The sequence below is a fragment of the Desulfocicer niacini genome (assembly GCF_054657595.1).
This window is the reverse complement of sequence record NZ_BAAHYK010000020.1, coordinates 37,044-52,727: the sequence shown is the minus strand read 5'-3', so window position 1 is coordinate 52,727 and position 15,684 is coordinate 37,044. Positions and strand designations below refer to the sequence as shown.

Genomic DNA, 15,684 nt, shown 5'->3' with positions numbered 1-15,684 from the left:
AGAAAAGCAGCTCTTTCGGGTCAACTTTTTCTTTTTCAACAACTCAGCTTGCTTTTTACCAAGACTGTTTTCTTTCGAAACAGAATTGGACAGATCTACAATGGTAACTTTTCGACATAAACAAAAAATAATCATTTTATTATCCTCTCTCTACGTTAGGCATCTGGGAAATCCAGATGCTCTGCCTGCCATAAAAAAAGGTGTCCGTGAGAAAAATGAACTGAGCCGTAGTGGTTCTTAGTTTTTCTGCCTGACAAGTGTCGTTATCGCAGGAAGGGAAGATGCGACAAGCCTTAAAGACACATAGGGGGCCGGTATAGATTCCAAAAATAATCTTTCAGAATCGCTTATAAAGCCTTTGTTCTCACTTTTATTTACCACTGCATTTCAAAGATCTAGCAAACAGGCGGTACACCTGCTCGTTAAGAAAGACATATCTAGAAATATTTTTATTGTCAATAGAAATAAAAAAAAATAGATTTAGATCGGTAACTTGATTGTTTTTAAATCATATCAATTGCCACTTTTATCTTAAAGTTTAATCTCTTAGGAGTCGTACAGGAATAAATGGCGTTTCTTTTTATTATAACCTTTTGAGTTTCAATGAGATATAAATCAAAAGTCATACCTTTTATTATCACGTGACTCCTTAGTTCAAAATTTTTATATATAAAAGACTTGAGTCGATTATTCTTATTCTGAAACGTTAAGCTAAATACATCAAAGCCCTAAGTTTTTGCCATATGGAAAATGTGAAGTTAGTCTTACTATATGTCTCATCCATGGCCACAAGCCTTCCTCAGATAATGACAACGGGCAGAAACAAATTCCTCCTACCTTCCACAAAGGGGGCATGTCGGTAACCCACTCATTACGTCCTCGCTCTATCCACCCAAGCTGATAAAGTCTATCCCAACATAGTTTGAACCAACACACAGCCCGCTGAACAGGATCAACACATACCCTGACAAACCTCAGCAACAGGCTGAATGAGATACACCATATCAATAAGAAGGAGAACACCATGCTGAAAAGATTTCTGAAAGTAGGCCAATCAAATATCAATTCTGTAATAGACCAATTGGAAGATCCCATAAAAATGACCGAACAAGGCATAAGGGATCTCAAAAAAGACCTCCAAGCAGCCATGGAGAATCTGGCCCAGGTCAAAGCCATGGCCATCAGAACCAGAAAAGAGGCCAATGCAAAACAAAAACTGGCAGCAGACTATGAGAACAAGGCAAAGCAACTCCTCCTCAATGCCAGTAAAGGCACAATGGATACAGCAGAAGCAGAAAGACTGGCAACCCTGGCCCTGGAAAAACAGGCAGAGCTGTCATCAGAAGCCAAAAGACTCGGAGATGAGGCAACAGGGCATGAAACCATGGCAACCACCATCAACACAAGCGTTTCTAAATTACGCTCCACCCTGACCACCTATGACAACGAGCTGACCACCCTCAAGGCCAGGGCAAAGACAGCGGCATCCACAAAGAAAATAAATGCCCAGCTCTCCACCATGGACTCATCAGGAACAGTTGCCATGCTGGAGAGAATGAAAGAAAGAGTTGAGGAGGAAGAATCATTGGCATCGGCCTATGGGGACATCCTTGACCAGACAGACACCACAGACAAAGAGATAGATAAGGCCCTTGCAGACAAAACACCCAAGGGATCAGCCATGCTGGATGCACTCAAGAAGCGCATGGACATAGACAAATAGACCAACCCATGAAATAAAAAACAATGTTTCCCCGGCAACCAATACACACCAAAGAAGCAATACGCTGGGGGCTGCTGGCCAAAAGATAAGAAAGATGGTATAATAAGAAATTCTGTACAGGGATAATTTCGGGAATGGATCAGAAAGCCAATTGGAATAAGGAAATAAATCAAAAGTACCGGAGCTTGACCGGAGAAACAAAAAAGGCCTTCAACAATTTTGCTGAAGACCCTTGAGTTTAATGGTACGCCAGGCAGGACTCGAACCTGCGACCTACGGATTAGAAGTCCGTTGCTCTATCCAGCTGAGCTACTGGCGCAAACAGGATGTGTATATATCAAAACCAATCGATCTGTCCACAAAAAAAAAGATTTACCATAAAAAAATTTTTTAATCGAATTTTATTTCTATTTGGTCTATGATGATACAAATTGTGCGCACAGCCTGTTTTTGAATGGCAAAGCCCACAGGATTACACTCGATAATCCGGTTTTTTTCAGGACTATTTGGGGAGAACGGAAAATATAAGGTTAAGAAAAGAATGGTTAAAAAAAGCGAAGCCAAGGTTAAACTAAAACCTCAGAAAGAAATAAAATCTGCAGTGAGAAGAGGGTATCTTACACCGGCGGATAAACGACATATTGCTCCCAGTAAAGCCCTGGTAAAACTGGATCCGCTGCAGAGTTATCTTGCTGAAATAAACCGGTACAGACTTTTGACCCGGGATGAAGAAAAAGATCTTGGGACAAAGATCCAGAAGGATAATGACAGCGATGCTGCTTATATCATGGTAACCTCTAATCTGAGGTTGGTGGTAAAAATAGCCCTTGATTTTCAGAGAATCTGGATGCAGAACCTGCTGGATCTTATCCAGGAAGGCAACATTGGCCTTGTTCGTGCCGTAAAAAAATTTGATCCTGAAAAAAATGTGAAATTTTCCTACTATGCCTCTTTCTGGATCAAGGCATATATTCTTAAATTTATCATGGATAACTGGCGATTGGTGAAAATCGGCACCACCCAGGGTCAGCGCAAACTTTTTTTCCGTCTTAAAAAAGAAAAGCAAAAACTCATTGAAGAGGGATTTGATCCACGACCCAAGCTCTTGTCAGAGCGCATGGGGGTTTCAGAACAGGAAATTGTGGAGATGGACCAGCGCCTGGACGGCTGGGACCTCTCCCTTGATGAGCCCCTGCGCGATGATTCAGACACCGAACGTATTGAATTTATCAATGTGGATACAGATTCCACAGAAGAACGAGTTGCCAGAAAAGAAATTGAAGATATTCTCCACCTTCGGGTCAACGAATTCAAGCAGACACTGAATCAGCGGGAACTGGATATTTTTGAAAAAAGAATCTTTTCCGATGACTCTTTAACCCTCCAGGAAATAGGAGAACTTTATTCCATTTCCCGGGAACGGGTTCGGCAGATTGAAAATAATATCATAAAAAAGATGAAAGAATATTTTAAGAATGAAATGCCGGACTTTGCAGCCTACGATCATTCCCAGGTGTAAATTTTTTATATGCAACCAAGACCTGCTCAATCCACAAGAGACATGACGAACATGAACAAAGCGTTTTTTCTACCCCTGGTGATTGTTGTTCTTATAATGGGGGGATGTGCCCGGCCAATTAACACTCCCCCCTCCCCTGCCCCGCAACCCTCCCGCCAGCCAGTCACACTGGTGGAGGAAAAAGAGTCTGCCTATTACCTCTATATGCAGTCAGAAATTTACAGACAGAAAAGGATGTGGGACAAGGCAACATTTTTTTTGCTGAAAGCCATCGCCATGGATCCGGATTCCATCTATCTCAATCAGGAACTGGTGGTGCTGTATCTTCAAACTAAATCCCCTTCCAAGGCCATTGAAGTGGCAGAACGCATGGTTAAAACCCATCCGGAGAATGTGGTTGCCCTTTCTCTGCTTGCAAAAATGAATCTTCAATTAAAACAGGATGCGGAAGCAAAAGCCATTTATCAGAAAATTATCCATCTTCAACCGGATAATCAAAATGCCTATATTGTGCTTGGCAGTCTTTGCATGGACCAGGACAACTTGGAAGAGGCATTTTCCCTTTACACAAGAATGGCCGTGCAGTTTCCCAAATCCTATGTGGCCCCTTTTTTCCTTGGCAGAATTCATGCCTTGCAAAATAATATTGAATATGCGGAAAAGGCTTTTAGAAAAACCATTGAGTTGAATTCAGAACTGGTGGAACCCCGGTTTGAGCTTATCTCCATTTATGAATCAGATCCCCGCAATGAAACCAGGCTGTCTCCGGAAATAATCCAGCTTTATAAAGAAATTCTTACCATAGATCCCCATAATATACGCGCTTCCCTGGAACGCCCCCTGTACTATTACCAGCATGGGAAAAAGGATCTGGCCCAGAAACAGCTGGCGGAATTCGGACAAAAGCATCAACGAAATCCCGGTCCTTTCATGCTTGCAGCCAAGGAATTTATCGGCAACAAGCGATACAAAGATGCGGTGATTATCTTTACAGGTCTTCTTGCCGGAGCCCCGGAAAACCCGGTCCTTCATTACCTGGCTGGCCTTTCCTTTGATGCTGTACAAGACATTGACAAGGCCATCTACCATTTTAAACAGATCCCATCCGATGCCGAGCATTATCGAAAAAGCATCATTCACATTGCCTATCTATACAGCCAAAAAGAACAGCCTGAAAAAGCCATAGAATTTCTTTTGCAGAAACATCGGGAATTGCCCAATGATCCGGAGATTATCTCCTATCTGGCCTCCATCTACGAAGATCTGAAGCAGTATGCCAAAGCCATTGAGATGCTGGATAAGGGCCTGGCTCTCTATCCGGAAAATGCAGAAATGCTGTTCCGGGCAGGAATTATCCATGACAAATGGGGAAATAAGGATAAGTCCATCCGGATCATGAAGAAGGTCATCGAGTTGGAACCTGACAATGCAACGGCCCTGAACTACCTGGGCTACACCTATGCCGATCTGGGCATAGAACTGGAACTTGCTGAAGAATTAATAAAAAAAGCCATGGCATTGAACCCCGATGATGGCTATATAACAGACAGTCTTGGATGGGTATATTACCGCAAGGCAGATTTCCCAAAGGCCATTGAGCATCTGGAACGTGCCCTGGAGCTGTCTTCCCATGATCCGGTGGTTGCAGAACATCTTGGGGATGCCTATCAGAAAGTTAACAAGCCTGAAAAAGCACTTGAGGTATATAAAAAAGCCTTAAAAAAGGCCACCACCAACAAGGTGGATCTCAAAAAGAAAATAAAAATACTGGAACAGACCCTTCATGAATAAATTTCCCGTATCTACGGTGCGAATCATGGTTTTTCTGCTGGGCCTGTCTCTTTTATCCGGGTGTGCCCTGTTGCCTGCCAGACACCATAAAAAAGATTTAAAAGCCATACAGGCAGCCGATAAGGTGCGGCAGTTTAACCAGGAAATTATCACCTCCAGGGGCACTGGTAATCTTTTTCTCACCCGCAATGGCAAAACAGAAACCTATCGCATGGCCTGGGTGGCAAATTGGCCTGACTGCCTTCGCATGACCCTTTTATCGTCTGGTATTCCGGTGGAAACCATTGCCGCAGACGGAAAAACTTTAACCTTTGTTTCCCATACAGGAAAGCATTCTCCCCACACCATAAACCGGCCCAACCCCTCCCTTAAGCCCATCCTTTCCCTGCCGGTGAAAGTTAAAGATATCATTGCAGTGCTCACCGGGAAAATTCCCCTGAAAGGGGGAAACAACGTCAGTCTGCACACAGTTGAAAACAATACTTCCCGGCTTGTTTTTAAAAACGGATGGGGGCTGCCCATGGAAAAAATATTTTTTAATGAGACTGGCCAGGTCACAGATTACTGGAAGCTGTCTTCGGATGGCCCCCCTGTGATAAAATTGCACTATGCTCAATTTAACCGCTTTGACAGTTACCCCATCGCTCAAACCACTGTTTTAACCGACAGCCACAATCGGCAACTTGGTTTTCAAATCACCTCATTCAGTCCCAATATTATCATTAAAAACAAGGACAGACTCTTTCACTTGACAGAACCAGGATCGTGATAATTATTTGTAAGTTATGCGTCATAATGTCAGGGACAGGACAGGTGGGCTAAAAGCCTTTTATATGGTTTTTTTCTGATTTTCTGCCATGAACCGGACATCATGTATTAATTTTTATGTATTGATTTTTTGGACGTGGTTTTTGATTTAAAATTCATCCCCAGGGGGTGAAAATTAAAAATCATAACCACCCCGATTTTTTCAGGAGATGAAAAATATTATGCTTTACGACAGTGTGGATCAGGCAAAGAAAAAATCATCCGGATGCCCTTCCCAATCCAAACAGGCCAATCAACAGCAGGAACAGGAAGAGCAGATAAAAGCCTCCCTTGCCAAGATCAAAAATAAAATTTTTGTATTGAGTGGAAAGGGCGGCGTGGGAAAAAGCAGCGTTTCCGCCAACCTTGCCGCAAGTCTTGCCCAGAAAGGGTTTAAGACCGGCCTTATGGATGTTGATCTCCATGGTCCTTCCATTGCACAGATGTTTGGCATGACGGAATTGCTGGATATTTCCCCCAATCAGCTGTTGCTTCCCAAAAAAATCAATGACAACCTTAAGGTGGTTTCCATACAGGCATTGATGCAGGATAAAGATCAGGCCATCATCTGGAGAGGCCCGGCCAAAACTGGTATGATCAAACAGTTTGTGGGTTCCGTGGACTGGGGACATCTGGATTTTCTCATCATTGATGCCCCTCCCGGCACCGGTGACGAGCCCATTTCCGTTGTCCAGACCATCCCCGACGCAAAGGCCGTGGTAGTCACAACCCCCCAGGAAGTGGCCCTGGCCGATGTGAGAAAATCCATTTCCTTCTGCCGCACCGTTAAAATCAAAACCCTTGGTATTGTTGAAAACATGGGCCCCTTCAAGTGCCCCCACTGCAATGAGATAATTGAACTCTTTAAAAGCGGCGGCGGCGAAGCCACAGCAAAAAAAGAGGGCTTGACCTTTCTTGGTTCCATCCCCTTTGACACCGAGGTGGTAAAATCAGGAGATGCCGGTTCCCCCGTGGTACTGCAAAACCCGGAATCCACCTTTTCCAAGGCATTTACAGCCATTGTAGAAAATATTACAAAACAACTGTAAACTAAGAATGGTGGTGCCATGAATGAGCTGACAGGGTTTATGAAACAGGGACTGGACCAGCGGGAACATGACCAGCGTTCACCCCTGTCAGCGTTCAGTGACAACGCCACCAGACGTCACGCCGATACCCACCAGACCCCGGATTACCGTCAGTCCTTTTGTGTGGATGCCGACCGGATTTTAAATTCCCTTGCCTATACCCGCTACATTGATAAAACTCAGGTTTTTTCCCTCATTAAAAATGATCATCTTTCCCACCGGGTGCTCCATGTTCAGCTGGTGTCCAGAATTGCCAGAACCATTGGCCGGTATCTCGGCCTCAACGAAGATCTCATAGAAGCCATCAGCATGGGACACGACATCGGTCACCCTCCCTTTGGTCATGACGGGGAACGCATCCTTTCCCGGTTGACCCAAAAACATGGTATCGGTTTTTTTCATCACAACGTGCAGTCCGTCCAGTTTCTGGAAAAAATAGAGCGGCATGGCCGGGGATGGGATCTTACCTTGGAGACCCTGGATGCAATCTTGTGCCACAATGGTGAAGTACACTGCCGACAGATAAAACCCCTTAGAAATAAAACCTTTGATGATTTTGACGCCACCGTCAAATGGATGAAAACCATGGAAAAGCCCGACCAGATGCCCATGACCTCCGAGGGGTGCGTGGTGCGCATGGCAGATACCATTGCCTACATCGGCAGGGATTTTGAAGATGCCATCCGACTGGGTCTTGTCATCCGGGAGGACCTGCCGAGCATCACTGCCTCACGTCTTGGAAGCACCAACGGTACCATCGTGTTTAATCTTGTGACGGATCTCATCTCCAGCAGCATGCAATCCCCCCAGGTGGGATTCAGTGAGCCCATATTTGAAGCCCTGCTTGCATTTAAAGAATTCAATTATCGCTGTATTTACAAAAATCCCCTCATTAAAAATCATCTGAAGGCCGTAGAAAACATTTATGAATACCTTTTTGAAATGTTTTTAACTGATCTTGAAAAAAATAAGCTAAACTCAATGGTTTTCACCCGCTTTTTAAGGGGAATCTCCCAGGAATACCGTCAAACCCATACCCCGCCCGAAATTGTAAGGGATTTTATCTCCGGCATGACGGATTCTTTCTTTATTAGCCAGGCCCCGGAATCCATGAGACCCCGGCACATGGAGATGCCGATTCATGTTTAACAACAGAAATTATCGAGCCCACGCACAACGCAAAGGGCTTGTGCCTTTTACCATCACCGTCAAGGAAACCAACCTGCACATTCAGGCGGACAAAGATCTTTCCCGGGAAGCCATAAAATCAGTCCTGACCTGCCGCGCTTACATTGAAAATCACATCCAGGTTTATCCTTCTTTCCTTACATCCATGGTTCCCCTGCCCCCGCTGCCCCATGTTCCTGAAATCATAAGAAACATGATTGACGCGGGCATAAAAGCCCGGGTCGGACCCATGGCAGCCATCGCCGGAGCCATTGCCCAGTATGCAGGGCAAGAACTGATGGCCGTATCAAACCAGGTGATTGTGGAAAACGGGGGAGATGTGTTTTTAAAAACCTGTTCCGACACCACCCTTGCCATTTTTGCCGGTAAGTCGCCCTTGAGCATGAAGGTGGGGGTAAAAATCGCCAACCGGGAAACACCCTTTGCCCTTTGCACTTCATCTGGCACCATCGGGCATTCCACAAGTTTTGGCAAAGCTGATGCCGTCACCATACTGGCGGACTCCTGCACCCTTGCGGATGCCATGGCAACGGCCCTTGCAAACCGAGTGAAAGCCGAATCTGATATCCAGGCGGCCATTGATTATGGAAAAAAAATTGGCGGTGTTCAGGGCATTATTGTCATCAAGAAGAAAAAACTGGGTGCCTGGGGAGACATGGAGTTGGTTGGCCTGTGAAAAAAGGCGCATATCAGCCCTGCCTTTTCCTTGCAACACCGGGCTTTTCCTGATATGGAATGTAGGCTGTAAAGCGTGGAACCACCCGATAAACTGTGTTCAAGGCACCAAACTGAAAGGGTCGATATTGTTATCAACTCCCCGTTTTCATATAAAAGGAGATACCCATGTGTGAGTCAAACGTATTTTTAAAAAAACAAGATGGTTCAGAAACCCTTATAATGGAAAACGTTGCCGCCATCACGCCTTCGGGCACCAATACCTTTGTTTTAAAAGGCCTTCTGGGCGATCGCCAGGAGATAACCGGCAGAATTGAAGATATCAACCTGATGGCACACAAAATTGTGCTGGTTGCCATTTGAGGGTTGAACAATCAAGCGTTATCTTAAAAGCATTGCCACACTTAATCATCTACCGGTGTGCCGCGAAAAAACCTGGTGTTTTTTTGAGGGGATGCTGTTGTTCTCCAATGCTAAATGGTGGGGTGATTTCCTTTATCGGAAAACCTGCCATGAAGGCTTGGACATCGGCATGTACAGGGATGTCAACGACAAGATTGTCTGGGTCCGCCCCGAAGTTAAAGTTCCTGCCATGGCACCGGGAACCGTGCTAAATGTCTGTCATGATTTTCTTGGAAAATCGGTGATTGTTCATTACCGGGAATGCCCTGAAAACGATTCCCGCTTTGTCATTATTTATTCCCATATCCAGCCCCTATCGGACATGTGTCCGGGCAAGACAATTATCAGGGATGAAATCCTTGGAAATATAGCAGATACCACCGGTAGAAAATCAAAGATTCCCTGCCATCTGCACATTTCCCTCATGGAAGTTGCCAATACCATTGACAACAACCGCCTGGACTGGAACCTTTTCACATCCCCTGCGCCTCCGGGGGTAAATTTTTATAACCCATGGATGTTTAAATCAAAAGATTGATTATTTTGTTTAATAAAATGAAGTGATTGAAAAAAGATTGATTGAAAAAAAATAACAGTTGATCTATGATTCAGATACATTTCATTAACAATTTTTCTGTTAATATATTAAACCAACCGGAGATGTCGAATGAAAAAATTTAAGCTGTTTTTGGGGTTGATTGTTGTGATTTTCATTTCGCTTTTGATCTATCAGAACAGAGCGTATTTCCTTGCACAACAGGAATTGTCATTCAGTCTTGGAGTGGAAACATGGCACTGGACAGCCCCGGCGGTTCAAAATGTTGTATATATGGGTGCCTGCCTTCTGGTGGGTCTGCTGTACGCCGGTTTTGTCTCCATGACACTAAAATTAAAAGCCAAAAAAACCCTGAAACGCCTCAATGCTGAAAATGCAGCCAATCTTGAAGAAATAGCCAACCTGAAAAATGAACTGGAGAAATACGAGGCAGATCCCTATCAGACAGAGTTGATAACTGACACGGAAACAAATGACATGGATGTTGATTCCGTTGATGCAAAACAGAAAAAAGAGGTGGAGGCATAAAAAGATCCATGTATTGATCTTTACTCCCTCCTAAATTTTTATTAAAGCTATGACCCCCAAAAAAAACACCCCCATGATGGAGCAGTACCAGCGCATCAAGGACAATTATCCCGATGCCATTCTGTTTTACCGAATGGGGGATTTTTATGAAATGTTCCAGGAGGATGCCCGTAAAGCTGCGGGCATCCTTGAAATTGCCCTGACCTCACGAAACAAAAATCAGGACAATGCCATTCCCATGTGCGGGGTACCTTTTCGGGCCGCGGATACCTACATTGCAAAACTCATTGAAAGTGGCTGCAAAGTGGCAATCTGCGAGCAGGTGGAGGATCCGGCCCAGGCAAAAGGACTGGTGAAACGAGAGGTGGTTCGGGTCATCACACCGGGTATGATTTTAAATGAATCCCTGCTTGACAAGGGTTCAAATAACTTTCTGATGGCCCTGGCCCTGGTGGATGGATATGCCGGTCTTGCCTGCCTGGATATTTCCACCGGCACCTTTAATGTCACGGAAACCAGAACCACCAACGGCAAAATTCCTGATGTGCTCATGGACGAAGCCCTGCGCATAGATCCCAGTGAAATACTGATCAGCTCTCATCACCGGCAAGACCCTTTTTTCAAGCCCCTGCGCCAGGCCTTTGCCCATCGTCAGATTTCCTGGCTTTCAAAGGATGTATTTTTCCCTGCCACGGCACGCCAGACCCTCATAGATAAATTTAAAACCCGAAGTCTGGAAGGATTCGGTTGTGATCATTTTTCAGCTGGTATCGGGGCTGCAGGTGCCATCATTCATTACGTTAAAGAGACCCAGTTCCATGACATTGATCATGTTTTCACCCTTCGCCCCTATGTGTTGAACAGCTATCTCATAATTGATGATCGCTCCTGCCGTAACTTGGAATTATTGAAAAATATCCAGACCATGGATAAAAAAGGAACGCTTCTTTCCATTCTGGACAAAACCACCACGGCCATGGGCAGCAGAACACTTAAAAACTGGATTCGCTATCCCTTAAAAGACCCAAAGGACATTGAATTTCGACTCAGTGCCGTGGAAGAAGCCCTTGCCGAAAACAGTCTTCGTAATCGCCTCCGGGATCATCTTAAATCCGTGTATGATCTAGAGCGCCTTGGCAGCAAAATATCCATGGGCCACGGCAGTGCCCGGGATCTCATAGCCCTTAAAACATCCCTTCTTAAGTTGCCTGATCTTTTTGCAGACCTGAATCAGTTCTCCTCCCCCCTTTACAGCGGGGTGAACATAAAGAATCGTGACACCGTGGCATCGGATCTGACCACCCTTGCCGGTGTGATTGACAAGGCCATCCGGGAAGATGCTCCCCTGCCCCTTAACGAGGGCGGCTTGATCAAGGATGGTTACAACAAAGATCTGGATGAACTCATTGAAATGTCCCGGGACGGCAAACAGTGGATTGTCAGAAAAGGAATGAAGGAAAAAGAAAAAACCGGCCTGAGCTCCCTTAAAATCAAATATAACAAGGTATTCGGATATTTTATCGAGGTCAGCAAGGCCCAGGCCCCATCCGTGCCGGCTCATTATATTCGAAAACAGACCTTGGTTAACGCCGAGCGATTCATCACCGAAGAACTTAAAGAAGTTGAAATAAACGTGTTGTCCGCCCAGGACAAGCGCTGCGCCCTGGAGTATTCCCTGTTTGCCGAGGTGCGTCGTCTCATTGTGGACAAAACCGCCGCCATCCTAACCATGGCATCGTTTCTGGCAACGGTGGATTGTCTGCTGGCCCTGGCCGAAACGGCAGGGCAGAATCAGTATTGCCGACCGGAGATAAATAAAGACCAGCGTATATCCATTGTGGATGGCCGTCACCCGGTGGTGGAAAAACTGATGAAGGGCGACCGATATGTGCCAAATTCCATTAAAATGGATATGGAAGAAAACCAGGTGATGATCATCACCGGTCCTAACATGGCAGGTAAATCAACAGTGCTTCGCCAGGTTGCCCTGAGCGTATTAATGGCCCAGATAGGCTCCTTTGTTCCGGCAAAAAAAGCATCCCTCTGCATTGTGGATAGAATTTTCACCCGGGTGGGTGCCTTGGACAATCTGTCCCAGGGACAAAGCACCTTTATGGTGGAAATGGAAGAAACCGCCAATATTGTCAACAATGTGTCTGAAAACAGCCTGGTTATTCTGGATGAAATTGGACGAGGTACCAGCACCTATGATGGGTTAAGCATCGCCTGGGCCGTGGCGGAATACCTCCATGATCACAGAAACAAAGGCGTAAAAACACTTTTTGCCACCCATTACCACGAACTGACCCGTTTGGAGCAGATTCATCCCCGGGTTAAAAATTTCAATATTGCCGTCAAGGAGTTTAAGGAAAATATAATTTTTTTACGCACCCTTGTGAAAGGCGGAACCAATAAAAGCTATGGCATACAGGTGGCAAGGCTTGCCGGCGTGCCTCCGGCGGTGATTGACAAGGCAAAATCCATTCTAAAAGCCGTTGAAAACGGGCTTTTACCCGGGGAGAATAATGATGTGCCGGATACTGAAGATGAGCCCGTCTCCCGCCAGATGGATTTATTTGAAGAAAAAAAACACGAAGCGATTCTTGAAATGATTGCCGGCATTGACATCTCCCGGATGACTCCCATTGAAGCCTTGAATCTGCTTAACACCATAAAAGAAAAGATGGATAACACACAAATAGAAACCACATGCACATAAAGCCCTCCATAAAACCCTTTGTTCTGCTGTTACTACTGGTGATTACCGGGTGCTTTATGCTGGCCCCTGCCCGCTGTAATGCAGCCACGGCAAAAAAGCAATATACAAATGGCAATCGCGCCTTCAGACAATTGCAAAAAAACCCGAAAAAACGCCAATACCGTGACAACTGGATGAAATGCATTGATAAATTTCAAAATATTTTTCTGACAATGCCCAATGATCCATGGGCACCTGCGGCCATGTACCGTTCTGCACAACTTTACCTGGATCTTTACAAGTTCTCCTATGCACCCCAGGACAAAAAAGAAGCAATTGATCTTCTCCAGCGCATCACCCGTAGATATCCCAAAAGCGCCTACCGAAACAGGTCCCTTAAGCTTTTGGCCGCCCTTGATGTCACGGCCGAACCCGAACTTAAAACAGCAAATTCTCCAAAAGTCTCTTCGATTTCTCCGCCAGTGAATTCTCCCCCCGTCAATGCCAAAAGGGATCAGCTACCCCGGAAAAAAGCCCTTAAAAATCAGTGGGAAAAAAAATCCGGCACAACAAAAATCACTCCCATGACCGAATCTGCCACCATAGCCAGTCACGATGCAGTTATTACGGATATTCGTCATTGGTCTAACCCATCTTATACCCGGGTAGTCATTGACATTGAAAAAGGTCGAAAATTCACCCACGCGCTTCTGGAAAAAAATCCCACTTTAAAAAAACCCATGCGCCTTTTTCTTGATATTGAAGATTCGCGTCTGGGCAAAAATATTCCTAAACATACCTACATCAACGATCATCTGCTCACCCAGGCCAGGGCAGGACAGCACACCCCCCACTCGGTGCGGGTGGTCATCGATATTAAATCCTTTGATACTTATAATGTTTTTTCCTTGAATGATCCTTTTCGGGTGGTGGTGGATGTATGGGCGGCCAAACCCACTATTTCTGCTTCAACCCCTTCCAAAGCCTCCAAAAAATCCTTTCCATCTCCTCCCGCATCACCAACCAATAAAGGCATTGTGCAACAACTGGCCCTGGGGGTTAAAACCATTGTCATAGATCCCGGTCATGGGGGAAAAGACCCCGGAGCACTGGGGTATCAGGCGGGGGTTAAGGAAAAAGACATTGTACTGAAAATTGCCAGGAAACTGGAAAAAAGAATGAAAGCTCGATTGGGCTGCAATGTCATCATGACCCGAACCACAGACAAATATCTACCCCTGGAAAGTCGAACGGCCATTGCCAATACCCGCAATGCCGATCTTTTTGTTTCCCTTCACTGTAATGCAGCAAAAAACAGAAATCTCACCGGGGTGGAAACTTATTTTTTAAATCTGGCCACCGATGATGATGCCGTTAATGTGGCTGCAAGGGAAAATGCCACCTCACGGAAAAACATTTCCGATCTGGAAGATATTCTCAATGGGCTCATGCAGAATGCAAAAATCAACGAATCCGGACGTCTGGCCACCCATGTTCAAGGGGCTATCTGCACCGGTCTTTCAAAAAAATACAAGTACGTTCATAACCTCGGTGTGAAAAAAGCACCCTTTTATGTACTGCTGGGGGCCACCATGCCGTCCATACTCATTGAGACATCCTTTATCAGTAACAAAAGAGAATGCAGACGTCTGCTTAATGAAAATTATCAGAACTACTTATGTGAAAGTATTATTGACGGAGTTGAATCATATATAAAGGAAACCAATCCCGAAAAATTTTAAAGACGAGGCTTGGTCACAACATCGACCAATCTGGGGATAAAAAACGCATGCCGGATCTTGCAGGGTTCAAAAACATACTGAAATTCAGCATGCGCTAAATTAAATTACCTTTTATCTGGAGCGTATCATGTCATTTGAAAACATTATTTTTGAGGTCCAAGAAAACATTGCCATCATCAGTTTTAATCGTCCCAAGGCACTCAATGCCCTGAACCATGCCTTGCTTCAAGAATTTAACACTGCCATTACCCAGATTGAAGAATCGACAGATATCCGGGTTTTGGTTTTGACAGGTGCCGGCGACAAGGCCTTTGTTGCCGGAGCTGATATCTCCCAACTGGCCCAGATGACTTCCCTCCAGGCCAAAAAATTTGCCGTTCAAGGGCAAAAAATATTTTCCAGGCTGGAAAATCTGCCCATCCCTGTCATTGCCGCCGTTAACGGCTTTGCTCTGGGTGGTGGAACTGAACTCTCCCTTGCCTGCGATTTCATTTATGCATCGGAAAAAGCAGCGTTTGGTCTTCCTGAAATTACCCTGGGCCTTATTCCCGGATTTGGTGGCACCCAGCGTCTGGCGCGCCTGGTGGGAACCAACATGGCAAGAGAGCTTATTTACACCGGTAAAATATTTCCCGCCGCAGAAGCAAAAACGCTGGGAGTTGTAAATCAGGTCTTTGCCCCGGATGCCCTCATGGAGGCTGTGATGAAAACTGCCAGAGCCATTGCGAAAAAAGGAAGAACCTCCTTAAGGGCCGCCAAGGAAGCCATTGGTGCCGGCAAAGATGTTGATCTTGAAACCGGATGTAAATTTGAAGCAGATGCCTTTGCCATATGCATGGCAAGCGTTGATGCCAAAGAAGGTACCAGTGCCTTTCTTGAGAAAAGAAAAGCGGATTTCAAAGGTACCCTGGAAAGCTGATTATTAATAAACTGAAATATATATTGGCATCCTTCATTTGCCTCTTTA

At 45.2% G+C, this 15,684-nt stretch carries 13 protein-coding genes and 1 tRNA gene; 13 read left to right on the top strand and 1 reads right to left on the bottom strand.

All coding sequences use genetic code 11. The features are described 5' to 3' along the window. The first annotated feature begins 1,024 nt into the window (after positions 1-1,024). On the top strand, positions 1,025-1,723 hold the full coding sequence (locus tag ACYQ2M_RS12410) for a PspA/IM30 family protein (protein ID WP_459916664.1): 699 nt from the start codon (positions 1,025-1,027) through the stop codon (positions 1,721-1,723). 242 nt (positions 1,724-1,965) lie between these two features. Here ACYQ2M_RS12410 and ACYQ2M_RS12405 read toward each other — a convergent pair. After that, a tRNA-Arg gene (locus ACYQ2M_RS12405) sits at positions 1,966-2,042 on the bottom strand. A gap of 222 nt (positions 2,043-2,264) precedes the next feature. Here ACYQ2M_RS12405 and ACYQ2M_RS12400 point away from each other — a divergent pair. From ACYQ2M_RS12400 to ACYQ2M_RS12345, 12 genes are all read left to right on the top strand, one after another. After that, positions 2,265-3,242, top strand: a complete 978-nt coding sequence (locus tag ACYQ2M_RS12400) for a sigma-70 family RNA polymerase sigma factor (protein WP_459916663.1) — start codon at positions 2,265-2,267, stop codon at positions 3,240-3,242. A 51-nt stretch (positions 3,243-3,293) separates the two neighbouring features. Beyond that, positions 3,294-5,033 carry a tetratricopeptide repeat protein gene (locus ACYQ2M_RS12395; protein ID WP_459916662.1) on the top strand — a complete coding sequence of 580 codons (1,740 nt, stop codon included), beginning with the start codon at positions 3,294-3,296 and terminating at the stop codon, positions 5,031-5,033. Then, positions 5,026-5,802: a hypothetical protein gene (locus tag ACYQ2M_RS12390; RefSeq protein ID WP_459916661.1), complete on the top strand. Its 777-nt coding sequence runs from the start codon at positions 5,026-5,028 to the stop codon at positions 5,800-5,802. Before ACYQ2M_RS12395 ends, ACYQ2M_RS12390 begins: the two co-directional genes overlap by 8 nt. 220 nt (positions 5,803-6,022) lie before the next feature. Further along, positions 6,023-6,889, top strand: coding sequence for a P-loop NTPase (locus tag ACYQ2M_RS12385; RefSeq protein ID WP_459916660.1), 867 nt, complete (start codon positions 6,023-6,025; stop codon positions 6,887-6,889). A gap of 18 nt (positions 6,890-6,907) precedes the next feature. After that, the gene (locus ACYQ2M_RS12380; protein ID WP_459916659.1) at positions 6,908-8,077 is read left to right on the top strand and encodes a deoxyguanosinetriphosphate triphosphohydrolase family protein; all 1,170 of its coding nucleotides are present in this window, start codon (positions 6,908-6,910) and stop codon (positions 8,075-8,077) included. Continuing rightward, complete coding sequence (locus tag ACYQ2M_RS12375) at positions 8,070-8,792, top strand: UPF0280 family protein (RefSeq protein ID WP_459916658.1); 723 nt, start codon at positions 8,070-8,072, stop codon at positions 8,790-8,792. The genes ACYQ2M_RS12380 and ACYQ2M_RS12375 overlap by 8 nt, the downstream gene beginning before the upstream one ends. A gap of 167 nt (positions 8,793-8,959) precedes the next feature. After that, a complete protein-coding gene (locus tag ACYQ2M_RS12370; RefSeq protein ID WP_459916657.1) occupies positions 8,960-9,154 on the top strand; it encodes a CooT family nickel-binding protein in 195 nt (64 codons plus the stop codon). A gap of 97 nt (positions 9,155-9,251) precedes the next feature. Next, on the top strand, positions 9,252-9,731 hold the full coding sequence (locus ACYQ2M_RS12365) for a hypothetical protein (protein WP_459916656.1): 480 nt from the start codon (positions 9,252-9,254) through the stop codon (positions 9,729-9,731). 129 nt (positions 9,732-9,860) lie between these two features. Then, positions 9,861-10,277, top strand: a complete 417-nt coding sequence (locus ACYQ2M_RS12360) for a hypothetical protein (protein ID WP_459916655.1) — start codon at positions 9,861-9,863, stop codon at positions 10,275-10,277. A 49-nt stretch (positions 10,278-10,326) separates the two neighbouring features. Next, on the top strand, positions 10,327-12,996 hold the full coding sequence (mutS, locus tag ACYQ2M_RS12355; protein WP_459916654.1) for a DNA mismatch repair protein MutS: 2,670 nt from the start codon (positions 10,327-10,329) through the stop codon (positions 12,994-12,996). Then, on the top strand, positions 12,987-14,717 hold the full coding sequence (locus ACYQ2M_RS12350) for an N-acetylmuramoyl-L-alanine amidase (protein WP_459916653.1): 1,731 nt from the start codon (positions 12,987-12,989) through the stop codon (positions 14,715-14,717). The genes mutS and ACYQ2M_RS12350 overlap by 10 nt, the downstream gene beginning before the upstream one ends. 127 nt (positions 14,718-14,844) lie before the next feature. Continuing rightward, on the top strand, positions 14,845-15,636 hold the full coding sequence (locus tag ACYQ2M_RS12345; RefSeq protein ID WP_459916652.1) for an enoyl-CoA hydratase-related protein: 792 nt from the start codon (positions 14,845-14,847) through the stop codon (positions 15,634-15,636). Positions 15,637-15,684: the final 48 nt, after the last annotated feature.